This is a genomic window from Mesocryomonas lacus, assembly GCF_055730135.2.
Window position 1 is genome coordinate 26,158 of the sequence record NZ_JBUZWE020000007.1, and the last position, 23,066, is coordinate 49,223.

At 66.5% G+C, this 23,066-nt stretch carries 24 protein-coding genes; 17 read left to right on the top strand and 7 right to left on the bottom strand.

Going from position 1 to position 23,066, the window contains the following annotated elements:
• The first annotated feature begins 96 nt into the window (after window positions 1-96).
• The 4 genes from hisF to ACZLZY_RS12480 all read left to right on the top strand — a co-directional run bounded on the left by hisF (window position 97) and on the right by ACZLZY_RS12480 (window position 4,165).
• Entirely contained in the window at window positions 97-879 is a 783-nt protein-coding gene (hisF, locus tag ACZLZY_RS12465) for an imidazole glycerol phosphate synthase subunit HisF (protein ID WP_472934244.1), read from the top strand.
• A 196-nt stretch (window positions 880-1,075) separates the two neighbouring features.
• Window positions 1,076-1,423, top strand: coding sequence for a phosphoribosyl-ATP diphosphatase (locus ACZLZY_RS12470; RefSeq protein ID WP_472934245.1), 348 nt, complete (start codon window positions 1,076-1,078; stop codon window positions 1,421-1,423).
• A gap of 14 nt (window positions 1,424-1,437) precedes the next feature.
• Window positions 1,438-2,385, top strand: a complete 948-nt coding sequence (gene coaA / locus ACZLZY_RS12475; RefSeq protein ID WP_472934453.1) for a type I pantothenate kinase — start codon at window positions 1,438-1,440, stop codon at window positions 2,383-2,385.
• Window positions 2,386-2,599: 214 nt separating this feature from the next.
• Window positions 2,600-4,165 (top strand): OpgD/OpgG family glucan biosynthesis protein, encoded by a 1,566-nt coding sequence (locus ACZLZY_RS12480; protein WP_472934246.1) that lies wholly within the window; start codon window positions 2,600-2,602, stop codon window positions 4,163-4,165.
• Window positions 4,166-4,359: 194 nt separating this feature from the next.
• Here the strand turns inward: ACZLZY_RS12480 and ACZLZY_RS12485 are convergent, their stop codons facing one another.
• The gene (locus ACZLZY_RS12485; protein WP_472934247.1) at window positions 4,360-5,073 is read right to left on the bottom strand and encodes a helix-turn-helix transcriptional regulator; all 714 of its coding nucleotides are present in this window, start codon (window positions 5,071-5,073) and stop codon (window positions 4,360-4,362) included.
• Window positions 5,074-5,539: 466 nt separating this feature from the next.
• Here ACZLZY_RS12485 and hslU point away from each other — a divergent pair, with 466 nt between their 5' ends.
• A complete protein-coding gene (hslU, locus tag ACZLZY_RS12490) occupies window positions 5,540-6,838 on the top strand; it encodes an ATP-dependent protease ATPase subunit HslU (protein WP_472934248.1) in 1,299 nt (432 codons plus the stop codon).
• Between the two features lie 212 nt (window positions 6,839-7,050).
• Here the strand turns inward: hslU and ACZLZY_RS12495 are convergent, their stop codons facing one another.
• Together ACZLZY_RS12495 and ACZLZY_RS12500 are read right to left on the bottom strand one after the other, a co-directional pair.
• Entirely contained in the window at window positions 7,051-7,848 is a 798-nt protein-coding gene (locus tag ACZLZY_RS12495; protein WP_472934249.1) for a class II glutamine amidotransferase, read from the bottom strand.
• A gap of 51 nt (window positions 7,849-7,899) precedes the next feature.
• The gene (locus ACZLZY_RS12500; protein ID WP_472934250.1) at window positions 7,900-8,619 is read right to left on the bottom strand and encodes an aspartate/glutamate racemase family protein; all 720 of its coding nucleotides are present in this window, start codon (window positions 8,617-8,619) and stop codon (window positions 7,900-7,902) included.
• Window positions 8,620-8,782: 163 nt separating this feature from the next.
• Between ACZLZY_RS12500 and ACZLZY_RS12505 the strand changes: the two genes are divergently transcribed.
• The 5 genes from ACZLZY_RS12505 to ACZLZY_RS12525 all read left to right on the top strand — a co-directional run bounded on the left by ACZLZY_RS12505 (window position 8,783) and on the right by ACZLZY_RS12525 (window position 12,882).
• Window positions 8,783-9,244, top strand: a complete 462-nt coding sequence (locus tag ACZLZY_RS12505; RefSeq protein ID WP_472934251.1) for an Lrp/AsnC family transcriptional regulator — start codon at window positions 8,783-8,785, stop codon at window positions 9,242-9,244.
• A 48-nt stretch (window positions 9,245-9,292) separates the two neighbouring features.
• Window positions 9,293-9,649, top strand: coding sequence for a DUF3140 domain-containing protein (locus ACZLZY_RS12510; protein ID WP_472934252.1), 357 nt, complete (start codon window positions 9,293-9,295; stop codon window positions 9,647-9,649).
• Between the two features lie 118 nt (window positions 9,650-9,767).
• On the top strand, window positions 9,768-10,733 hold the full coding sequence (locus ACZLZY_RS12515) for a DUF1402 family protein (protein WP_472934253.1): 966 nt from the start codon (window positions 9,768-9,770) through the stop codon (window positions 10,731-10,733).
• On the top strand, window positions 10,730-12,202 hold the full coding sequence (locus ACZLZY_RS12520) for an SNF2-related protein (protein WP_472934454.1): 1,473 nt from the start codon (window positions 10,730-10,732) through the stop codon (window positions 12,200-12,202). The genes ACZLZY_RS12515 and ACZLZY_RS12520 overlap by 4 nt, the downstream gene beginning before the upstream one ends.
• A gap of 173 nt (window positions 12,203-12,375) precedes the next feature.
• On the top strand, window positions 12,376-12,882 hold the full coding sequence (locus ACZLZY_RS12525; protein WP_472934254.1) for a MarR family winged helix-turn-helix transcriptional regulator: 507 nt from the start codon (window positions 12,376-12,378) through the stop codon (window positions 12,880-12,882).
• Between the two features lie 85 nt (window positions 12,883-12,967).
• Here the strand turns inward: ACZLZY_RS12525 and ACZLZY_RS12530 are convergent, their stop codons facing one another.
• Entirely contained in the window at window positions 12,968-13,270 is a 303-nt protein-coding gene (locus ACZLZY_RS12530; RefSeq protein WP_472934255.1) for a response regulator, read from the bottom strand.
• Window positions 13,271-13,562: 292 nt separating this feature from the next.
• Between ACZLZY_RS12530 and ACZLZY_RS12535 the strand changes: the two genes are divergently transcribed.
• From ACZLZY_RS12535 to ACZLZY_RS12550, 4 genes are all read left to right on the top strand, one after another.
• Entirely contained in the window at window positions 13,563-14,453 is an 891-nt protein-coding gene (locus ACZLZY_RS12535; RefSeq protein WP_472934256.1) for an aldose 1-epimerase family protein, read from the top strand.
• A 167-nt stretch (window positions 14,454-14,620) separates the two neighbouring features.
• Entirely contained in the window at window positions 14,621-14,803 is a 183-nt protein-coding gene (locus tag ACZLZY_RS12540; protein WP_472934257.1) for a hypothetical protein, read from the top strand.
• A gap of 823 nt (window positions 14,804-15,626) precedes the next feature.
• Window positions 15,627-16,124: a MarR family winged helix-turn-helix transcriptional regulator gene (locus ACZLZY_RS12545; protein WP_472934258.1), complete on the top strand. Its 498-nt coding sequence runs from the start codon at window positions 15,627-15,629 to the stop codon at window positions 16,122-16,124.
• Between the two features lie 231 nt (window positions 16,125-16,355).
• Window positions 16,356-16,682: a PepSY domain-containing protein gene (locus tag ACZLZY_RS12550; protein WP_472934259.1), complete on the top strand. Its 327-nt coding sequence runs from the start codon at window positions 16,356-16,358 to the stop codon at window positions 16,680-16,682.
• Window positions 16,683-16,773: 91 nt separating this feature from the next.
• Here ACZLZY_RS12550 and copM read toward each other — a convergent pair whose 3' ends face one another.
• Complete coding sequence (copM, locus tag ACZLZY_RS12555) at window positions 16,774-17,214, bottom strand: CopM family metallochaperone (protein ID WP_472934260.1); 441 nt, start codon at window positions 17,212-17,214, stop codon at window positions 16,774-16,776.
• A gap of 397 nt (window positions 17,215-17,611) precedes the next feature.
• On the opposite strand from copM, the gene ACZLZY_RS12560 reads away from it, so the two are divergent.
• The 3 genes from ACZLZY_RS12560 to ACZLZY_RS12570 all read left to right on the top strand — a co-directional run bounded on the left by ACZLZY_RS12560 (window position 17,612) and on the right by ACZLZY_RS12570 (window position 21,489).
• Window positions 17,612-18,628 (top strand): iron ABC transporter substrate-binding protein, encoded by a 1,017-nt coding sequence (locus tag ACZLZY_RS12560; protein ID WP_472934261.1) that lies wholly within the window; start codon window positions 17,612-17,614, stop codon window positions 18,626-18,628.
• Window positions 18,629-18,895: 267 nt separating this feature from the next.
• Window positions 18,896-20,425, top strand: a complete 1,530-nt coding sequence (locus tag ACZLZY_RS12565) for an ABC transporter permease (RefSeq protein ID WP_472934455.1) — start codon at window positions 18,896-18,898, stop codon at window positions 20,423-20,425.
• Window positions 20,422-21,489, top strand: a complete 1,068-nt coding sequence (locus tag ACZLZY_RS12570) for an ABC transporter ATP-binding protein (RefSeq protein ID WP_472934262.1) — start codon at window positions 20,422-20,424, stop codon at window positions 21,487-21,489. The genes ACZLZY_RS12565 and ACZLZY_RS12570 overlap by 4 nt, the downstream gene beginning before the upstream one ends.
• Before the next feature lie 90 nt (window positions 21,490-21,579).
• Here ACZLZY_RS12570 and ACZLZY_RS12575 read toward each other — a convergent pair whose 3' ends face one another.
• Together ACZLZY_RS12575 and ACZLZY_RS12580 are read right to left on the bottom strand one after the other, a co-directional pair.
• Window positions 21,580-22,233 (bottom strand): DUF1345 domain-containing protein, encoded by a 654-nt coding sequence (locus ACZLZY_RS12575; RefSeq protein WP_472934263.1) that lies wholly within the window; start codon window positions 22,231-22,233, stop codon window positions 21,580-21,582.
• Window positions 22,234-22,493: 260 nt separating this feature from the next.
• Entirely contained in the window at window positions 22,494-23,054 is a 561-nt protein-coding gene (locus ACZLZY_RS12580) for a hypothetical protein (RefSeq protein ID WP_472934264.1), read from the bottom strand.
• Window positions 23,055-23,066: the final 12 nt, after the last annotated feature.

The following is a 23,066-nucleotide window of genomic DNA, read 5'->3' on the forward strand; positions in this document are numbered from 1 at the left end:
CGGGCGGTCCCGCAAGGCCGTTTTGCCGCGTTCCCTTGGCACCCGCCGGTGCCGCTTGCGTGGCGCCTTGGCGCGCCGGGTCGGAAAGACCGTGCGATGACCCTCAAATCCCGCATCATTCCCTGCCTCGACGTCAAGGACGGCCGTGTCGTCAAGGGCGTGCGCTTCGAGGGCCTCGTCGATGCCGGCGATCCCGTCGAGGCGGCCGCGGCCTATGACGCTGCGGGCGCCGACGAGCTCTGCTTCCTCGACATCACCGCCTCGTCCGACAACCGCGAGACGATCTTCGACGTCGTCGCCCGCACCGCCGAGCGCTGCTTCATGCCGGTGACGGTCGGCGGCGGCGTGCGCCAGGTCGCCGACATCCGCAAACTGCTGCTCGCAGGCGCCGACAAGGTGTCGATCAACACCGCCGCGGTCGCCCGGCCTGAATTCGTCGCCGAGGCCGCCGACAAGTTCGGTAACCAGTGCATCGTCGTCGCCATCGACGCCAAGCGCGTCAGCGGTGAGGGCGAAGAGGGTCGCTGGGAGATCTTCACCCATGGCGGCCGCACCGCGACCGGCCTCGACGCGGTGGAGTTCGCCCGCCGGGTGACCGCGCTCGGCGCCGGCGAGATCCTGCTGACGTCGATGGACCGCGACGGCACGAAATCCGGCTTCGACATCGACCTCACCCGCGCGGTCGCCGATGCGGTGGCGGTGCCGGTGATCGCGTCGGGCGGCGTCGGCACGCTCGACCACCTTGTCGCCGGCATCCGCGACGGCCATGCCACCGCGGTTCTCGCCGCCTCGATCTTCCATTTCGGCACCCACACGATCGCCGAGGCGAAGGATCATATGGCGCGGGCAGGGCTGTCGATGCGGCGGGATGGCATATGAACGATTGCGTTCAGGCAACAGCGGCGCACACCCCCCTCTGCCCTGCCGGGCATCTCCCCCTCAACGGGGGAGATTGGAGGCTGGGGCGTCGGCGGTTATCGATCTCCCCACCCGTGGGGGAGATGGCCGGCAGGCCAGAGGGGGGCGGGCTGCCGCAAGCCTTCGACGTATTTCATGACACCACCGGAACAGCCCGATGACTTTTAGCCTCAGCGACCTCCAAACCATCGTCGCCACCCGCGCCACCTCCGGCGACCCGGCCTCCTACACCGCGCAACTGGCGCGCAAGGGCATCGGCAAGGCGTCGAAGAAGCTCGGCGAGGAGGCGGTCGAGTGCGCCATCGCCGCCGTGTCCGAGGACGACGCCGCGGTGACCTCGGAGGCGGCGGACCTTCTCTACCACCTGATGGTCGTGCTCCACCTGCGGCAGGTGCCGCTCGGCGCGGTGATGGCCGAACTCGAGCGCCGCACCGCCGAGACGGGCCTTCAGGAGAAGGCGCGGCGGCCGGTCGATCCCGTCTCGGCCGGGACCGCCGGGACCTGATCGCCGTGGACCAGATGACCCCGTCGAAGTTCTCGCCCTACCGCTTCTATTCGGCGGACGAATGGGCGCTGTTCCGCGCGGGCCAGCCGATGACGCTGACGCAGGACGAGGTGCAGCGGCTGCGCAGTCTCGGCGATCCCGTCGATCTCGACGAGGTCTCGCGCATCTATCTCGCGGTGTCGCGCCTGCTCTACGCCCATGTCGAGGCCTCGCAGCTGCTGTTCCGCCAGCGCCAGCGCTTTCTCTCGCGGCCGGAAACGGTGAAGACGCCCTTCATCATCGGCATTGCCGGCTCGGTTGCGGTCGGCAAGTCCACTACCGCGCGCATCCTGAAGGAGTTGCTCGCGCGCTGGCCGACCTCGCCGAAGGTCGACCTCGTCACCACCGACGGTTTTCTGTTTCCCAATGCCGTGCTGAACGCCGAGGGGCTGATGCAGCGCAAGGGCTTTCCGGAAAGCTACGATGTCGGCGCCATCCTGCGCTTCCTCTCCGACATCAAGGCGGGGGTGCGCCATGTCGAGGCGCCGGTCTACTCGCACTTCGTCTACGACGTCGTCGCCGGTAGCCACGTCGCCGTCGACCAGCCGGACATCCTGATTTTCGAGGGCCTCAACGTCCTGCAGGTGCGCGACCTGCCGAAGGACGGCAAGGTGGTGCCATTCGTCTCCGACTTCTTCGACTATTCCATCTACATCGACGCCGAGGAGGCCGACATCCGCCGCTGGTACGTCGACCGCTTCATGCGGCTGCGCGAGACCGCGTTCCGCGACGAGGGCTCGTTCTTCTACCGCTACTCGCAGATCGGCGACGACGAGGCGCTGGCGATCGCCGAGGGGCTCTGGGCCAACATCAACGGCCGGAACCTCTATGAGAACATCCTGCCGACCCGCCCCCGCGCCGACCTGATCCTGCGCAAGGGCGGCAATCACCGCATCGACCAGGTGGCCTTGCGAAAATTGTAAGCGGCACAGCCTGCGGGCGCTTGTCGCGGTGACGGCTGCCCGGTAACGATTTGGTGTTATCGCTGGCATTCTGGCGATACTGGATCATCGGCCGCGGAACGCCCCCGGCGATGCCGACGTGCTGATGCCACATTCCCTGCCCATGCCGCAGCCGTGATGCTGCACGGCACACTGCGTGCCGAGACCGACCAGTGACATCTCCCAAGGAGACCGAATGTTCGACGTCAACCGCCGCCAGCTCCTCGCTTCCCTCGCCGCCCTCGGCGTGACCTTGCCTTTCGGCAAGACCGCGATGGCCGCCGAAAGCGCCCTCGTCTTCGGCGAGGCCAAACACTATTCCTTCGAGGCCCTGGTCGAGGAGACGCGCGCGCTCGCAGCGAGCCCCTACGTGCCGGAGGTGCCGCGCTTTGGCGACGTGCTGGAGGCGATCGACTACGATCAGCACCAGCGCATCCAGTTCCTCTCCGACAACACGCTGGAGCTGAACGGCGGCGAGTCGCCGGTCCGCTTCTTCCATCTCGGCCGCTACTTCAAGCTGCCGGTCGGCATCCATGTCGTCGAGGGCGGGGAGGCGCGAGAAATCCGCTACGACCCGAAACTCTTCAAGATTCCCGCCGACAGTCCGGCCCAGCAGCTGCCCGACGATATCGGCTTTGCCGGCTTCCGGGTGCTCGAGCCGAACAGCGAGCGCGACTGGATCGCCTTCCTCGGCGCTGCCTATTTCCGCACCTCGGGCGAGCTGGACCAGTTCGGCCTTTCCGCGCGGGCGCTCGCGATCGACGTCGCGATGCCGACGCCGGAGGAGTTTCCGCGCTTCACCGACTTCTACCTCGGCAAGTCCGATGTCGGCGGCCGCATCAAGATCACCTGCAAGCTGAACAGCCCGCGCATCGCCGGCGTGCTCGAGATGGACGTCACCAAGGACGGCCCGATCGTCATGGACATCCGCTCGCGCTATTTCGCGCGCGAGGCGATGGAGCGGGTCGGCATCGCGCCGCTGACCTCGATGTTCTGGTACTCCGAATCCGACCGCAAGCGCCGCGACGACTGGCGTCCGGAGATCCACGATTCGGACGGCCTGTCGATCTGGACCGGCGAGGGCGAGCGGCTCTGGCGCCCCCTGAACAATCCGCAGAACGTCATGACCTCGACCTTTTCCGGCAAGGCGCCGCACGGCTTCGGCCTGCTGCAGCGTGACCGCAATTTCGACCACTACCAGGACGACGGCGTGTTCTACGAGAAGCGCGCCAGCGTCTGGATCGAGCCGAAAGGCGACTGGGGCGACGGCGCGGTGCAGCTGGTCGAGATCCCGACCGACGACGAGATCCATGACAACATCGCCGCCTACTGGCTGTCGGCCAAGCCCGTCGCCAGGGGCGACGCCATGGCCTACGACTACCGCCTGACGTGGGCGAAGGACGCCCCGCACCCGCCCGAGGTCGGCGTCGTCACCGAGACCCGCATCGGCCGCGGCGGCATTGCCGGCCAGGCCCGGCCGCGCGGCGTGACCAAGATCGTCGTCGACTTCGACGGCGGCAAGGTCGCCGCGCTCACCCGCGAGGCCGAGGGCGTCAAGGCCATGGTCTCCACCTCGCGCGGCACCGTCTCCAATGCCAGCGCCTATTCGGTGAAGGTCGATACGGCCTGGCGGGCGATGTTCGACCTGACCGTCGAGGGCCTCGAGCCGGTCGAGCTGCGGCTGTATCTCACGCAAGGGGAGGAGACCCTGACCGAGACCTGGGCGTACCAGTTCCTGCCGCTGGATCCGAAGGCGAGCTGAGGGCGGTTCTGAGGGTTGAGGCGTCTGAAGTTGCAGCAGCGTGCCCCCCTCTGCCCTGCCGGGCATCTCCCCCTCGGGTGGGGAGATCGATAGTCGCTTGCGTCGCAGCTGCTGATCTCCCCCCTTGAGGGGGAGATGGGCGGCAGCCCAGAGGGGGGGGAGCGCCGCGGCGATGGCCGAGCGAAACATCAGGCCTAGCTCAAATACCCCATCTGCGCCGCGATCGCGACCGCATGCGTCCGGTTCGAGGCGTTCACCTTGCGGGTCGCCGAGCTCAGATACTGCGACACCGTGTATTCCGACAAAGACAGGATCGTGCCGATCTCCGACGAGGTCTTGCCAAGCATGGCGAGCTTCAGGCAGTCGCGCTCGCGGCCTGACAGAGGATTGCTCTTGCGGTTGTCGTCGAAGCGACACGCCGCGAGGATGCCGAAGATGACGAAGGCGGCCAGCTGCAGGTCGCCGGCCTCATCCGCGGAGATCTCGGTGCGCAGGCCGGCGAGCGCGATTGCGCCGTGGAACGAGGTCAGTCCGTGCACCGGCACGTAGATGCCGCCGAGATAGCCGTGATCGTTGAGAAGGCGCGCCGGCGGATTGGCGTGGCCCGGCTCCTCCGCCCCATGCAGCATTTCGACATCCCAGGGAAACGGCGTCGGCCCGGCCTTCAGCGCCCGGATCACCGGCGTGAAGCGCATCAACCCGAGCTTCTCATAGGCTTTGAGGAAGGCCGGCTCCCAATTGCCGAACAGGAGCTTCATCTCGGTGCGGGCATCGTCCGCCGAAGGAATGCTGAACACGGCATAGTGGCGGTAGCCATAGGCGTCGGCAATCTGAAGAAGCGCCGCTGAAAGGCTCTCCTCCGACCAGGGACGGTCGATGCGCTGGAGAATTTCCAAGGCCTTCGACATTGCTTCCGGTTCTCCTTCCCGCCCCTCTCGGACCCGTCGACCGGCTTCCCGGCAAGCGTTCCTGCAAACAGATAGCAACCTAATGGAAACGTCCGCCTTTACCAGCGGTTCGTTTTAGCAGGGAGGCTGACGAATCCCGTATCGCATCCGCGAACAGCTTCGCCAAGGGCGGATGCCCCAAATCCCGCGCTGCGAAATGCCGCGGAGACGCTCGAAGAAGGCCTGCCGCGCCGTCGGCATAGCGCGTCCACCGGAAATCGCCGACAGAAAATCGCGTCGTGGCAAAACATCACCGGCGGCCATCCCCCCGGATCGGTGCTGGATGCGGCGACGGCTCGGCTTTTCCTGATGCCGCGGGAGTGGCGATGCCGCTGGTCAGCTCCCATCTAGGACGCGGGTGCTGTATCTCAGCACGAGGATATTGGCCCCGGCTCCTAGCGCCCGGGCGGCTTTCAAGAGACTTTTCATGAGCGATTATTCCCCCCGCGAGATCGTGTCCGAGCTCGATCGCCACATCATCGGCCAGAACGACGCCAAGCGCGCCGTCGCCGTTGCGCTGCGCAACCGCTGGCGCCGGCAGCAGCTCGAGGGATCGCTGCGCGAAGAGGTGATGCCGAAGAACATCCTGATGATCGGACCGACCGGCGTCGGCAAGACCGAGATCTCGCGCCGGCTGGCACGGCTCGCGGGGGCGCCGTTCATCAAGGTCGAGGCGACGAAGTTCACCGAGGTCGGCTATGTCGGCCGCGACGTCGAACAGATCATCCGCGACCTCGTCGAGATCGGCATCGGGCTGGTGCGCGAGAAGCGCCGCGAGGAGGTGAAGGCCAAGGCCCACCAAGGCGCCGAGGACCGGGTGCTGGAAGCGCTCGTCGGCAAGACTGCCTCGCCCGCCACCCGCGACAGTTTTCGCAAGAAGCTGCGCTCGGGCGAGCTCGACGACAAGGAAATCGACATCGAGGTCGCCGACACCGCCCCGATGGGCGGCATGGAAGTGCCGGGCATGCCGAACATCGGCGTCATGAACATCTCGGAAATGCTCGGCAAGGCGATGGGCAACCGCACCAAGCAGCGCCGCACCACGGTGAAGGAGAGCTATGCCCTCCTCATCGGTGAGGAATCGGACAAGCTGCTCGACCAGGAGCAGCTGGTGGCCGACGCCATCTCCTCGGTCGAGAACAACGGCATCGTCTTCCTCGACGAGATCGACAAGGTCGCGAACAAGGAAGGCTATGGCGGCGCCGGCGTCAGCCGTGAGGGCGTGCAGCGCGACCTGCTGCCACTGGTCGAGGGCACGACGGTCGCGACCAAGCACGGGCCGGTGAAGACCGACCACATCCTGTTCATCGCGTCGGGTGCCTTCCATGTCTCAAAACCCTCCGACCTGCTGCCGGAGCTGCAGGGCCGCCTGCCGATCCGCGTCGAGCTGAAGGCGCTGACGAAGGACGATTTCCGCCGCATCCTGACGGAGACCGAGGCCTCGCTGATCAAGCAGTACATCGCCTTGATGAAGACCGAGAACGTCGATCTCGAGATCACGGCGGATGCGATCGACGCCATCGCCGACATTGCCGTCAGCCTCAACGGCTCGGTCGAGAACATCGGCGCGCGCCGCCTGCAGACGGTGATGGAGCGGGTGCTGGACGACATCTCCTTCGAGGCGCCCGACAAGTCCGGCGCGCACTACACGGTGGATGCCGACTACGTGCACAAGGCGCTCGACGGCATCGCGGGGAATGTCGACCTGTCGCGGTTCATTCTCTAGCGGGACTGAACGCCGTTACCGGACGGCCGCGGCGGCCGACGCTGCTTCTTCTCCCCTCTGGAGAGAAGGTCGCGGCAGCGGGATGAGGGGGCGGCGCAGGCGCGCTGCGCCCGGCAGCACTGACCGAACCTCCCGCGCGGCGCGGCGTTGCCGCCCCTCATCGGCATGCCGGCCACTTCTCCCCGCAGGGGCGAAGAAGGCGCGTCACCGTTTTACGCGACCTTGCTTCCCTTTGCGCCGTTCGCGGGAAACGTCAGGGCGCTGATCCGGCCGCTCCGTCCCGGCCCGACCGCCAGCACGCTGCCGGAAGGGACGAGGCCCCAGACGCCGGCATTCTCGTCGCAAGGTTCGGAGGCGATGACGAGGCCGTCGCCTTCGCTGCGCCAGTAGAGCGAGGGTGGTTTGCCGTCGCTCGCCCAGCGGTAGGCGTAGAGCGTATCGCCGTCGGTGTGGACGGCGGCAAAGCGCAGCGGCGCCTCGGTATCCCCGACGGTGGCGACGATGTCGGCGAGCACCGAAGTGATCGCGCCGACGGGGTCGGCGTCGAGGCCGCGCCCCATGGCGGCAAGGAAGATCGCCTCGGAATCGCTGGTGCCCTTGCGCAAGGGGTAGAGTGCGTCGGGGATCAAGGCATCGACGCGGCGGCGAAGGCGGTCATAGCCGCCGACCTGACCGTTGTGCATGAAGAGGTGCCGCCCGACCGCAAAGGGATGGCAGTTGGCGGTCGACACCTCGCCGGAGGTCGCCGCGCGCACATGGGCGAGGAACAGCCGCGACTTTATCTGGGTGCAGAGCGAGACGAGGTTGGAGTCCGACCAGGCCGGCAGGATGCCGCGGTAGAGGCCGGGTTCCGGTAGCTCGCCATACCAGCCGACGCCGCAGCCATCGCCGTTCACCACCGTCTTCGCCTCGCGCGCGGCCAGCGACTGCGAGATCAGCGAGGCCTGCGGCCGGACCAGCAGGCGGTCGAGGAAGACGGGTGTTCCGGAATAGGCGAGGAAGCGGCACATGGCAGATCCACAACAAGCCGGCGCAGCAAAAAGCCGCGTCTTCAGAAATAGTTAGGCGCTGAGGCGTTCGCGAAGCTGGCTTTGCTGCGCTGCAAAGCGGTGGGCCGCCGCCGCATGGATCGTGGTCGAGTCGAAGCCCGGCAGTTCAAGGGCGTCGGGGTCGAGCAGCAGGCAGATCTCGGTGCAGCCGAGGATCACGCTGTCGGCGCCGGCCGCCTTGCCGCGGGCGATGACGTCGAGCACCGCCGCGCGCGAGGCGCCGAGCACCCGGCCCTGGCAGAGTTCGTCGAAGATCACCGAATGCACCAGCGCCCGGTCCTCGGCCTCCGGCACCAGCGGACGGATGCCGTGGCGGGCGTGCATCCGGTCGGCATAGAAGCCGTGCTCCATGGTGTAGCGCGTCGCCAGCAGCAGCGGCTTCGTGCGGCCGGCGGCCTTCAGCGCGGCACCGGTCTCGGCGATGATGTCGATGACGGGGATGCCGACGGCCGCCGACACTTCCGGGGCGACGAGGTGCATGGTGTTGGTGCAGATCACGACGCAATCGGCACCGCCAGCCTCGAGGCGCCGGGCGCTGTCGGCGAGAAGCTTGGCGCAGAGATCCCAGCGGCCGGCCTTCTGCAGCGCCACCACTTCGGCAAAATCCAGCGAATGCAGGAGAATGTCGGCGGAGGCGAGGCCGCCGCTCGCCGCCCGGGCCGCCTCGTTCAGCATGCGGTAGTAGACCGCCGTCGATTCCCAGCTCATGCCGCCGATCAGTCCGATGGTCATCGTCGCGTCTCCCTGATTGTCGACGGCCAGTATGCGGCGTCTTTCCCGCGCCGTGCGCGCGTTGTTCATGAAATTACCGGTCCTTCTCGCAACGCATGTGCATCAAATCGTCATGGGCTGCATCCAGCTTGCGCGCTAGTGGGGAGGCGTGCATCGTGATCGCATGATCGACGACCGCGACCAGACCATCCTCGCCCTCCTGCAGGACAATGCCGACATGCCGGTGGCCGAGATCGGCGAGCGCGTCGCGCTGTCGGCTTCCGCTTGCTCGCGGCGCATCCAGAAGCTCGAGACGGACGGCCACATCGCCCGCCGCGTCGCGCTGCTCGACCGGCAGGTGATGAACCTGCCGACGACTATCTTCGTCCTGGTGAAGACATCTCAGCATGCCGTCGGCTGGCTCGACGAGTTTCGCGCCGCGGTGACGGCGATCCCGGAGATCGTCGAGGTCTACCGGCTGACCGGCAATGTCGACTACATCATGAAGATCGTGCTCCCGAACGTCGAGCACTACGACGTCATCTACAAGCGTCTGGTCGCGCGCATCGAGCTGTTCGAGATGTCGGCCTATATCTCGATGGAGACGCTGAAGTTCGGCACCGCCGTGCCCACCCGCTACGCCTGACGGGAACGCCGTCCCTGCGGCCGTCGTTCAGCGCCGCAGGAGGACGCGATGCAGGATCACGACGACATCTGGAAAGACTGGCGAGACCTCGTCAACATGGCGCCGGCAACGCTGGAGAAATGGTTGGAGACCGACGAGTCGAAGGAAGTCGGCGACACCAAGTCGGGCGCCGCCGCGAGCGGCGAGAACGGTGGCGGTGAATCGACCGGGCACAAGAGCGGACGGCGGATCGTCGACATCAAGCACACGGCGAAGGCGGATCTCTCCGACGATGACTGGGCCCACATGGACAAGGTCGTCGGCTACATCAAGCGCCATGCCAAGCAGCGCCCGGACGGCGACGTCACCCATACCCACTGGCGCTATTCCCTGATGAACTGGGGCCATGACCCGCTGAAGGACTGAGGAAGCGAGGCGGTGGGGTGCGGGGCCGCCTGTGGCAGCGCAGCGCTCGACAGCCTTCCGGCCGGCCCGTAGAATGCCGCTCGCCGGATGATCCCGGTTTTCCACGAGAGCCGTCATCATGCAGTGCTGGAGTGCCCGCCCCCTCTGGCTGGCTTTGATCGCCTTCTGCCTCCTCGCCACGCCGGCCGCGGCGGTGACCCTGGTGCCGCCGGGCAACCGGAATGCCGAGCAGCCGGGCGTTCCCGCCGCCTCCGCCCGCCGCACCCAACAGCTGAAGACCAGCTATCAGCGCAAATACGAGAAGATCCGCGACCTCATCGCCGGCAACCGCGAACTGCAAGGCAAGATCCGCAAGGCGGCGAGCGATTACGGCATCGATCCCTTGCACATCGTCGGCGCACTGGTCGGCGAGCACACCTACAATGTCGACGCCATCGACCGCCTGCAGACCTACTACGTCAAGGCGATGAGCTACCTTCAGTCTGGCGTCGCCTTCGCTTATGAGGGCGAGGACATCACCGACTTCGTCAAGCGGCCGGAATTTGCGAGCTGCGGCGGCAATGACGAGCAGCTCTGGTCGTGCCGCGAGGCGGTGTTCGACCGCGCCTTCCGCGGCAAGACCGTCGGCGGCACGGCGTTTCCCGCCAACCGTTTCGGGGCGGTGTTCTTCCAGCCCTTCTATGCCGGGCAGACCTTCGGCCTCGGGCAGCTGAACCCGATGACGGCGCTGACCTTCTCCGACGTCGTCCACCGCGTGTCCGGCTATCCCGAGCTCGAGGCCGGCAAGGCGCCCGAGGTCTACCAGGCGATCATGGATCCCGACCGGTCGCTCGCCTACATGGCCGCCGTGATCCAGGGATCGATCAAGGCCTACCGCGACATCGCCGGCATGGACATCTCGAAGAATCCCGGCGTCACCGCGACGCTCTACAACGTCGGCAATGCCCGCAGCCGCGCCGCCGCCCTTGCCGCGGAGAACAAGCAGCGCGTGGCCAGTGGCGAGGCGCCGAGACTGCCGGAAGAGAACTATTATGGCTGGCTGGTGAACGACAAGATCGACGAGCTCCGGGCCATCTTCCGCTGACCCCGCCCGATTGTTTCACGTGTGACACGGCGGCCGCGCCGTTCGTTCCGCGGCCGCACCAGCTGGAGGCCCGTGACGCGATCCTTGCAGCCCGCGCCGCCGGCCGGCCGGGCTTCCTCCTCGGCGACCTGACGGGCCTCGGCAAGACGCTGTCGGCCTGGCTCGCCATCGCCGACATGCCGGAGGCGGAGGTGCTGGTGATCTGCCCGAAAGGCGCGATCCCGCAATGGCGCCGGACCATCGACCGCTCGCCGCCGACGGGCAAGCGCGTGACCTTCCTGAACTTCGAGCGGACGAAGTCGCTGATGGCGCCGCCGGCGGCGAGCAAGCGAAAGTCGGTGCGGGCGAAGAACAACGAGCTGGCGAAATCCGGGACGTTGAAGAAGCGCTGGCCGATCGTGGTCATCGACGAGAGCCACCGGATCCGCAATCCCGCCTCGCAGCAGAGCCTCGTCTGCCGGCAAGTGGCCGCTGCCGCCGACTTCGCGCTTTATCTCAGCGCCACCGCCGGACAGTCGCCGTTCGAGCTGTCCTATCTCGGCAAGCTCCTGGCCTTTGCCACCTCGGCGGAGGGCGACGACATGGATGCCTTCCGGGCGCTGATGAAGACGCTGAAGATCGCCCGCGCCAAGGGACGGTGGAAGAACTGGAGCTGGGAGCCGAACGAGGCCGACCGGGCGACCATGTCGGCCCTGCTTTACCGGGGGCCGCGCGCGATCGGCCTGCGCCGGCGCCCCGAGCAGATCGTCGGCTGGCCGGAAGTGCAGCGGGAGCTCGCCCCGACCGCGCTCGATGGCGAAAGCCTCCGGCTCTACGACGCCACCTGGCGGGAGTTCCGGCGCGAGATCGGGCTTGCCGGCGGCTCGACGCGTAAGCCGACTGGTTGGGCCGCGGACCTTCGCTTTCGCCAGAAGGCGAGCCTCATCCGGACAGTCGGCACCGCCGACTTCGTCAGCGATCTCCTCGAGAACGACGAGCAGGTGGCCGTCTCCGTCGCCTTCCTCGAAACCTCGACGCTGCTGATGGAGAAGCTGTCCGGCCGCGGCTGGAAGGTCGGCGAGATCAATGGGGGCCATTCCGGCGAGGCGAACGAGGCGACACGGCTCGCCTTTCAGCGGGGGCAGATCGATGTGGTGCTGTTCACCGTCACCGAATCGATCTCGCTGCACCGGGGTGAGGTCGAGGGCGGTGACCGGGAGCGGGCGCTGGTGATCCATGACATGCGCCACAGCGCCATCCAGCTGCAGCAGATCGAGGGGCGGTGCCACCGCGACGGCCAGCGGGCGGTGATCTACTACGCCTATGCCGAAGCGACCGTCGAGGAGCGCATCGCCGGCATCGCCATCGCCCGCATGGCCGGCATGGAGGGGCTCGCCGGCGACGATACGCGGCTGCTCGACGAAATCACCGAGGTGGTCCAGCAAGCCGTTTCCGCGCGGCAGCCGGTGTCGCCGTCATCCGGCACTTGAGGTTGCAAGATATCTTTAGGATTACCCCTTCGAGACTCAGTTCTCGAGGCTCTTACCGATAGTTGCAGCTCACTGACTTAAAATTGCACTATGCTGTTTCGATACAAAATAGTGAGTTGATTTTAGTGGAATTTTGAAAGTTACTTGCCGCCTCACGAGGGAAGCATTTGCGTATGAGAGAAGTGCGCATCGAAGCGGCCGCAAACGGCAATGAGAGGGTCGAGTCATCATCGCCCGGCCTCCTGCAGCGGCTCGTCTCCGTCAGCCAGGCGATCAGGGCGCTGCTGCAGCTGCGGCTGGCCGAACTCGGCCTCAGCAACGGGCAGGACGAGATTCTGATGGGGCTGGCCGAGAAGACGCCGATCTCGGCCGCCGCCTTGGCCGTCCAGCTGGATCTGCGGCCACGGCAGGTGGTGTTGCTGCTCGATGGACTGGCGGAGAAGGGCCTCGTCGACACCATCGGCATGTCCCGCGACCCTCGCCGGACGATGATCCAGCTCACCGCAGCAGGCCTTGCCAAGCAGGCGGCGGTACGCAGCCTCTGGGAGGAACTCAACCGCGACCTGCAGCCACCGGACGGCAAGCCGCAGATCGACCGCCTGAACGACGTCTTGACCCTCCTGCGGGACCGGATGGATCCGCCGGGGCTTGCCGCGCCCGGGGATGGGCGGGGCGAATAGATCTTCGGTCTGAGCGGTTCGAGGGTATCAGGCGGGAGCATGGAGCCGGCAGGCGGCTCTCGCCACTGCAGGAGCGTCGACGTTGCTATTGTTCGCAGGCGAACCAGTCGTCATGGCCGGACACGAAGACGAGGTCGACGCAGTGTTTCGAGAGCGCCGACATCACCGGAACGGCGGCCCCGGCGAGCAACTGAATGTCGAGCATGGCGCAGTCGACGTCCGCCTGCGTGGTCACCAGCGACAGGGCGCTCTCGACATCGTGGACCTTGCCGACGGTGACGCCGCCGCACTGCTGGATCTCGCAGGCCATGCGCTCGGCCATGCCGTCTTCTGGCTCGACGATCAGGATGCGCCGGCCGGTCAGTTCAAGGGATGAGAGTCGAAACATGCTACTCCGATAGGCTGCTGCCGCGGTCGGTCGCATGACACTCCGGCAAGATCCGACCTATGGCAACGTCAAAGAGCAGTTCAAAGCTCAACGGCCGCCTTGATCATCGATAGCCGGACACGTCGGCGTGATTATTGCCGTCTTCGAAGTGATGATGACAGAAAATCCCGCTTAGAGGGTTCTGGACATACCGGTGGTTGCAAACACGGCCGCCGGCCTGCCGGCTCCCCGCCGTCTGGCAGCGGGCAGGCGAATCATCCTAGAACACGGCTGAAGCAGCGGGAGTGGCGGAATGAGCGGTGCGCACGGGATCGGCAGCGAGACGCTGCGGGCGAACGTCGTGGCAGAGGGCGCCGAGCTGGTCGGGCTCACCCATGCCGTCGGCGGCGAATTGCTGTGGCAGGCGGGTCCGGAATGGCCGCGGCATGCCCCGGTGCTGTTCCCGATCGTCGGCCGCCTCGCCGGCGACACGCTGCGGCACGGCGGCGCCGAATTTCCGCTGACACAGCACGGATTTGCCCGCGACAGCCGTTTCGACTGGGTGGAAAAGACCGACGCGCGTGCGGTGCTCCGGCTCACCGACAGCGCCGAGAGCCGCGCACGCTATCCCTTCGCTTTCGAGCTCGAGATGATCTACGCCGTCGCCGGCGAGACGCTGACCGTGACGACGCGGGTGTCCAATCCGGGCGAGTCCGTCCTTCCCTGCGGCATCGGCGCGCATCCGGGCTTTCGCTGGCCGCTGGTGGAGGGCGTCGCGAAGGACGATCACTTCATCGAGTTCGACGCCACCGAGACGGGACAGGCTTTGTCGGTCGAGGGAGGACTGCTCGGTCCGCCCAAACCCCTGCCGTTCGATGGAAGCCGGCTGGCGCTGTCGACGTCGCTCTTCGCCCGCGACGCCCTGGTGCTGCCGGACGTCGCCAGCCGGGGGCTTCGCTATGTCGCCTCCGGCGGGGACGGGCTTGAAAAGGCCAGCCTCACCTTTGCCTGGGAAGGCTATCGCGATCTTGGACTTTGGTCGGCGCCGAAAGGGGCGCCGTTCCTCTGCGTCGAACCCTGGTACTCGATGGCGAGCCCGGTCGGCTGGGACGGGGAGTTTGCCGACAAGCCGGGGCTTCTTCTGCTGGCGCCGGGGAAGAGCCGCGACTTCGTCTGGTCGGTGACGGTCTCGTTTCCCAGCTGAGTGATTCGCCTCCGGGTCGACAAGCTGCTAAGGAAGGCGACGCGTTCGCCTTCGGCGGACGTCGCCTCTGCAGCGCGCCCGATCCCCGGTGCCGTTTCTGGCCCGAGCGTGGTCCGCGAAGCCCTGTCGCTTCGCCCGATCTGCCCGGCCCTTCAAGGACAATCTCCATGGCTTTGCCCCGTATGACGCCGGAGGGCCGCGCTCTCCTGGTCAAACTCGTTCGTGCCCCTGCCGAAATGCCGGACAGCGGCCTGATCCCGGATCTGCGCCAGCTCGGCTTCATCGAGAAGCTCGACACCCGCTGGCAAGCGACGCGCGCCGGCAAGGATTATTTGCAGGCGCAGCGCTAAAGCTTGCGTCGATGGGGTGGAGACGCCCCATCTGTAAAAGCCGCTCTCCGTTCAGGCGAGAGACGGCATCCGTCGGGCGTCCTCGTTTACTGCGACGCCCGATGACCCGCGCTTCGGTTTTGCCCGCCGATCGCGAATTTGGCCGGTTTCGCAGCTCGCTCTCGGCCTGTCAGGCTGGCCAGTCGCGAAGGTTGCTGAGAAAGAGGGTGCGTTGGCCCCTGTGCGTGCGCGCACTGCGCACCGCGCGTCGGCCGGCGCAAGAACAGCAGCGACACAGACATCAGACCCTGATCGGGCCCATCTGGTCCAGCGGCCGCCTTGAGGCCCCGCCCGTGCCATATTGTCGGCACGCCCACGCTCTATCACTCAGGCGCTCCTGACCATCGCGCATGGGAAAAACTTGCGGGCGTTGGAAACTTTTTCGTGAGCGACACGTTGTCTGCCAGGGGAACTGAAAGTATGCATGCGTGATTAGCTGACTTAAATAGTTAGCCGGCTGAATAACTGGCTTGGCGATAGACCGTTGAGTAAAAATTAGTCGTTTGCCCCCGTCTTCGTCAAATCGGGAGCGACAGCATGAAGATTACTGACGGCGATCTATAGATTACGCTTCGTCATCCCAAATTGGCGTCATTCATTAGCAGGCTTCAGTTAACTGTAGCCGGCAACATTTCGACTTGGTTCGCGTACCGACAGGAAATCCAGTGCTGCGCAAGTGTGCGTGCCTAGGTTTGACGAAAGCTAGTTAACGCTTCGGTACGATAACTACATTGATCTTGCTGGTTTAAGCGCGTAATTGGCTTGCCAGCTATGGAGGTTTCCCATGTTTTTACGAGAAGTCGAGGCTGATCCCGAAGCCGTGGCAACGGACTTCCTGAACGAGGACCGTGATCTGCAGGTGACGCAGCTGATGGTGTCGGTCTCCAAGACCGTGCGGGCGCTTCTCGGGATCAAGCTGGCCGAAATCGGCCTCAACAACGGCCAGGACGAGGCGATGCTCGCCCTCGACGAGGCCAATCCGATCAGCGTGGCGATGCTCGCGGAGAAGCTTTCGGTCCGTCCCCCGACGGTTTCCAAGATGCTGGACCGCCTGGTGGCGAAGAACCTCGTCGACCGCGTCAACGATACCAACGACGCCCGCAAGACCATGGTGAAGATCACCCCCACCGGCCTCGAGACGCAGGACCGCATCCGCGCCGTCTGGGCCCAGGTCGGCGCCGACCTGTCGGAATTTGCCAAGGCCGAGGATTCACAGGTCCTGATGCGCGAGCTGTCCGGCCTGCAGAAGCACCTGACCAAGCGCCTGACGCAACTGCGCTAGCCGGTTGCGGTGGGCGGCGATGCTGCCGCCGCCAGCGATGATATCCAAAAGACCAGACACGAGGGTCGTTGACCGCGAAAGCCGGGTGACGATTATCGCCGTGCGGGCACGCTCGATCCTCTGTTCAGGCGACGCGCCCGCAACAGGTCGCCGCTGCCGGTGGCCCGCGGAACCTCTTTGTTCGGCTACGGATTATCCCGTCAGATCATTCGTCTGAAACGGGAGGCAAGCATGCAGAAGAACAGGAAGATCGCCGGGCTGATGGCCCTTATCGCTTTGGCATCGACGGCGCCGGCCATGGCGCAGTCGGTTGAGTTCGGCCGTGACGGCATCCAGCTGCGGCAGGACCGACAGGAGCGACCGGAACGCCGCGACCGCACCCCGCGCGAGTTGACCGAGCGCCAAGCCATCCGCATCGCCAAGGGGGAAGGCGTGCGCGAAGTCGAGGATGTGACGCGCGACCGCTCGAACTACGACATCGAGGGCAAGGATCGGAACGGCGACGATATCGAGGTGGTCGTCGACCGGGTCTCCGGTGAGGTCATCTCCGTCGAATAGGCCTCTGGGTCGCCATTTTGCGAAAGGCCCGCTTGCCACTGGCAAGCGGGCCTTTTCGTATCTGCTGCGGGAGCCTTGTGTTGCAGAAGGTCTAGGGCTGCCGCTGTTCGATCCACCGGGTCATGGCGGCAATTTCTTCGCGCTGCGCGGCGACGATCGTCTCCGCCAGTCTGCGCGAAACATCGTCCTTGCCGTTCTTCAGTTCCGTCTCGGCCATGGCGATCGCCCCTTGGTGATGGGCGATCATGCCGCAGTTGAAGGCGAGATCGGGATCCTTGATCTCCGCCGATGCCATCATGCCTTGGTGCATCTGCATCATCGGATCGGCGGTATCGCCCTCTTTCCCCATGGCCATTCCGTCCATGCCCGGCATGTTTGCGTGGTCTTCTCCGGCGGCCATCCCCTTCATGCCCGGCATGTCGGCATGGGCAGCGACGTTGCAGGCGGCGGGCAGGTTTTGTCCTTCCGCGGCCCCGGCCGGCAGCGAGAGCATGGACACAATGAGGCCGAAAGCGATGAGATGAGAGCGCATGTGTTTCTCCGTTGAGCGTCGGCTGCGACAGCGTGTCTCATGCCAGTGCCACCCCTCCCGCGCGGGAAGGCAAGACGGCACGTGGCGTCGCGCTTCACGACTTTGTCACCGCATGCCCTGGAAGTGTGGCGGCTACAAACAGGGATGAATGGAGGCTGCGTCGGTCCCTATAGAGCTTTCGAGCTATGCTCGAGACGTAAATAAAAAAACGATCATCCCTAGGTTTTGCTGCCATAACATCAAAATATAAAGTAGTCAGTGTTACGACGCTCCGCTTCGAATCCGATGTTTCCTTAAAACCATTCTAAAACATCGTGTTTGACTTGGAGCGTGGTGCGTGAGCATTGAGCGATGGCTCCGTGACTGCGGGGGTACAGGAAAATCATAGGATGTCAGCATGAGATCTTCTCTCTCCGGCTTCGCCAGCCTGGCGACGCTTGCCATCGGCCTTTCCGGCTATTCGACCGCCGGTCTTGCCCAGGATGCCGCTGGCATCGTGGTCTACAATGCCCAGCATGAGAGCCTCACCCAGGAATGGGTCGACGGCTTCACCAAGGAAACCGGCATCAAGGTGACGCTTCGCCAGGGCAGCGATACCGAGATCGGCAACCAGATCGTCCAGGAAGGCGCGGCGTCCTCGGCCGACGTGTTCCTGACCGAGAATTCGCCCGCCATGGCGCTGGTCGACGGTGCGGGCCTGTTCGCCCCCGTCGATGCCGAGACGCTGGCGCAGGTGCCCGAGAGCTACCGCCCGGCCGACGGCAAATGGGTCGGCATCGCCGCGCGCAGCACGGTCTTTGCCTACAACACCAACAAGGTGACCGAGGCCGACCTGCCGAAGTCGATGGTCGATCTCGCCGATCCGAAATGGCAAGGCGCCTGGGCCGCCTCGCCGTCGGGCGCCGACTTCCAGGCCATCGTCGGCGCGCTGCTGCAGCTGAAGGGCGAGGCGGCGACCGCCGACTGGCTGAAGGCGATGAAGACGAACTTCGTCGCCTATCGCGGCAACAGCACGGCGATGAAGGCGGTGAACGCCGGCGAGGTCGATGGCGCGGTGATCTACCACTATTACTGGTTCGGCGATCAGGCCAAGACCGGCGAGAACTCCAAGAACGTCAAGCTGCACTACTTCCGCAATGAGGATCCGGGCGCCTTCGTCAGCGTCTCCGGCGGCGGCGTGCTGGCCTCCAGCAAGCATCCGAAGGAGGCCCAGGCCTTCCTGAAATACGTCACCGGCAAGGCCGGCCAGGACGTGTTGAAGAACGGCACCTCGTTCGAATACGCCGTCGGGAACGGCGCCGAATCGAACCCGAAACTGACGCCGCTCGCCGACCTGCAGGCGCCGAAGGTCGAGGCCTCGACCCTCGACAGCAAGAAGGTGACCGAGCTGATGACGGTGGCCGGCCTGCTCTGAGCCCGTCTGTCCGGCGCAGCCCGTCTGCCCGGTCAAAATGGAGCCGCGGCGGCAGCCCTGAACCCCGCACCGTCCGGCAGCCGCCGGGCGGTGCGGCGTTAAAACCTTCGCCGCACCCTCACATTTTCCCTCGGCATGCGCTATGCCGCGGGTGATCCCGGGAAGCCGTGTTTCCCTCCAGCCAAGCCGGTCCGTTTGTCCGTATCAACGCGCTCCTTGCCCGAAGACAACGCCCCTGCCGTCCGTGGTGATGGCGGGCACGGCGGCATGGCGCTGCGGCTGCCCCGGCGGTTCTGGATCGCTCTCCTCGCCGTCCTCGTCGCCTCGGTCTCGCTGCTGCCGCTCGGCTTCATCCTCTATGTCGGCGTCGACACCGGCTGGGAGACGGCCTCGGCGATGATTTTCCGGCCGCGGGTCGGCGAGCTGCTCGTCAACACGCTGCTGCTGCTCGGGCTGACCGTGCCGATCTCGACCGTGCTGGCGCTGGCGCTCGCCTGGTTGACCGAGCGCAGCGACCTGCCGGGCGCGCGGCTGTTCGCCTGGCTGGCGGTGGCGCCGCTGGCGGTGCCGGCCTTCGTCCACTCCTATGCCTGGATCAGCCTGGTGCCGGGCCTCAACGGGCTGTTCGCCGGCGTGCTGGTCTCGGTGATCGCCTATTTCCCCTTCCTGTACCTGCCGATCTCGGCAGCGCTCCGGCGCCTCGATCCCGGCCTCGAGGACACCGCGGCCGCCCTTGGCCTGTCGCCGGTGCGCGTCTTCTTCCGGGTCGTGCTGCCGCAAATGCGGCTCGCCATCGCCGGCGGCGCGCTCCTCGTCGGGCTACATCTCCTTGCCGAATACGGGCTCTACGTCTTCATCCGCTTCGACACCTTCACCACCGCGATCATGGACCAGTTCCAGTCGAGCTATAATGGCCCGGCCGCCAACATGCTGGCCGGCGTGCTGGTCGCCCTATGCTTTGCCCTCCTGGCGCTCGACGCCTCCTGTCGCGGCACCGCGCGCTATGCCCGGCTCGGCGCCGGCGCGGCGCGGCCGGCGACGCGCACGCGCCTCGGCCGGGCGACCGCGCTGTGGCTGCTGCTGCCGGTGGCAACGACGCTGCTGGCGCTCGGCGTGCCGCTGGTGACGCTGACGCGCTGGCTGATCGCCGGCGGCGTTGAGGTCTGGCGGCTGCCGCAGATTTCCGCAGCGCTCGGTCAGACGCTGCTGCTGGCACTGGCAGGCGGGGTTCTGGCGACGCTGTCGGCGATCCCGATCGCTTGGCTGTCGATCCGCGCGCCCGGCCGGCTGCAGCGCGGGCTGGAGGGCTGCAATTACATCGTCGGTGCGCTGCCCGGCGTCGTCGTGGCGCTGGCGCTGGTGACGGTCACCGTCAAGGTGGCGCTGCCGCTCTACCAGACCGTCGCGACCATCCTCCTCGCCTATACGCTGATGTTCCTGCCGCGGGCGCTGGTGGCGCTGCGGGCGAGCATCGCGCAGGCGCCGGTCGAGTTGGAGCAGGCGGCAGCCAGCCTTGGCCGCTCGCCCGCCCGCGCGATCTTCGCGACGACCATCCGGCTGGCCGCGCCGGGGGCGGGGGCCGGCATGGTGCTGGTCGCGCTCGGCATCACCAACGAGCTGACGGCGACGCAGATGCTGGCGCCCAACGGCACCCGCACGCTCGCTACCGCCTTCTGGGCGCTGTCGAGCGAGATCGACTATGCCGCGGCCGCGCCCTATGCCCTGCTGATGATCCTGTTCTCGCTGCCGATGACCTGGTTGCTCTATACCCATTCGCAACGGACGGCGGGACGGTGACCGTGCTTCGACTGCAATCCCTCGCCAAGCGCTACGGGCAGGTCCAGGCCCTTGGCGGCGTCGACCTGCGCGTCGCCAGCGGCAGCCGGACCGCCATCGTCGGCCCCTCCGGCTCCGGCAAGACGACGCTGCTGCGCCTCGTCGCGGGCTTCGAGGTGCCGGATGCCGGGCGGGTCACGCTCGGCGACGTGCTCTTGGCGGACGGGCCGAGCGCGGTGCCGGCGCACCGGAGGGGAATCGGCATCGTCACGCAGGACGGCTCGCTGTTCCCCCATCTCAGCATTGCCGACAACATCGGTTTCGGCCTTCCCCGCAACGCCGAGGGCCGCGCGGCGCGGATCGACGGGCTGGTCGATATGGTGGGCCTCGACCGGGCGATGCTGAAGCGGCGGCCGGACGAGCTCTCCGGCGGCCAGCAGCAGCGGGTGGCGCTCGCCCGCGCGCTGGCGCTGCAGCCGAAACTCATGCTGCTCGACGAGCCGTTCTCCGCCCTCGACACCGGCCTGCGCGCGCAGACCCGCAAGGCCGTCGGCGATCTGCTCTCGGCGGCCGGCATCACCACCATCCTCGTCACCCACGATCAGGCGGAGGCGCTGTCTTTCGCCGACCAGGTGGCGGTGATGCGCGACGGGCTGCTGCAGCAGGTCGGCAGCCCCCGCGAGCTGTATCTGCGGCCGTGTGATGCGATGACGGCGCGGTTTCTGGGCGATGCCATCATCCTTTCGGCCGTGCTTTCCGGGGGCGCCGCCGATTGCGCGCTCGGGCGGCTGCCCGTCGACCAGCCCGAGCGGAGCGGACCGGCCGAAATCATGCTGCGGCGCGAGCAGGTGTCGATCGCGCCGCGACCCGAGCATGCGGCGGGCCTTGCGCTGGCCGACATTCTCGACGTCGAGTTCGGCGGGCCGTTCTCGACGGTCACCGTCCAGCTTCGCAGCGGCCCCGAGGGACCGTCCGCCGCACGGTGCCCGCCGATCGTGCTGCGCGGCAGCGGGCCGGACTTGCTCGCGGCCGGCGACGTGGTGGCGCTGAGCGTTAGCGGGCAAGCGCACGTCTTCGACGCCTGAGCCTTACTCGATCGGGTTACCCATCGGCGGCTGACCAGCACTTACGGGATCACGTCTGCCTTGGTGCACGGCGCTGTCGGCGCCAACCCCTCAGTGCGCGCCGCCGAGAGCGGCATTGACGGCGACGGCGACGAGGACGGTGTTGAAAACGAAGGAGGCGATGCCGTGCGCCAGCGCCGCGCGTCGCATGCGTTTGTGGCTGATGGCGACGTCCGAGGTCTGCGCGGTCATGCCGATGACGAAGGCGAAATAGAGAAAATCGGCTGAATCCGGGTCGTCGTCGCCGGGAAAGTCCAGCCCGCCCCGGTCGCCTGGCTTCCCGCCTTCGCTGGCGTCGGCGGCATAATAGAGGTTGCCATAGTGCTGGGCGGCCATGACGTGGAGGGTCAGCCAGCCGAGCGGCACGCTGGCCAGCGCCAGCCCCATGCCCAAGGCATCGTCGCCCGTCGGCGAGTTCAGCAGGCTGAAGATCGAGACCAGGCTGAAGGTGATCGCCGCGACCGTCAGAATGGCGATGATGAGGATGCCCTCGTCCTCCGTCTTCGCCCGCTCGCGCAAGCGCTCCGGCCCGCTGCCGAGCGTCATCTGCAGGATCAGCACGAGGTAGACGAGGAAGAAGATGTCGCCGCTCATCACCAGCTGCAGGTCTGCCGGCAGAACGCCCAGAGGGAAGAAGGCGATGAGGCCGGCCATCACGGCAATGAGGAAGCGCTTGTGGTGGCGGATGAAGGAATGATCGAACACGGCTTGCTTTCCCGTCGGTTTCGTCCGCTCGCACCGGAGATCATCCACCCCGGGCGCACTGCGACGCCTGCCGCCATCCTTCGATGGGATCCCATATCGACACTTAAGCGAGCCGAAATTTAGGACGTCAGCGTGTTCGATCTGCGCCTCGGCGGCGCAGATGCAGAACCTCAGCGGTGGTGGTGCCCGCCGCCTCGGGCCAGACCGCTCCGCAACGGCATCCGGCGCCGCCTTCGCGCCGCCAGATGCCGTCAGGTGTCTCAGAGCCCGCGCAAAATACTTTCGATCTGGCCGAGATATTGCTGCGAGGTGCGGATCTGCAGCTCGGCATCCGTCAGCTTCTGTTCGGCGTTGCGGCGCGATAGCTTGGCCTCCCAGGTTTCCAGCCGCATCGCCTGGACCTCGGTCTCGGCGGCGAGCGCCCGGTCCTCGGCCTTGCGCAGATCGCGCTCCAGCCCGGCGATCTGGCTGTTCATCCGGCGCTGCTCGGCATCGACGCGGTCGATGAAGGCGAGGGCGTCGAGCTCGATCGCCTTGAACTTGCGCTCATAGGCCTTGATCCGCGCGGCAGCGGCCTCGACCAGCTGGATCGCGGTATCCCAGCTGGCGGGCGGAAGCGGCTCCCCGGGCGCCAACAGCGGGAAAGTTTCAGCATGCTCCGCCGGGCGGTGTTCCCCACTCGGGTCCTGCAGCGTTGGCATCTCCGCCCGGTGGTCCGGATCGTCCTGTCCCGCGAACGCGTCGCGCTGCTGGCGCAGCGTGGCGTGGATCACGGACATCTCGTCGGCACCGTCCGCCCATCTCCTGTCGGCCTGGCTCATGGTGGGGACCGA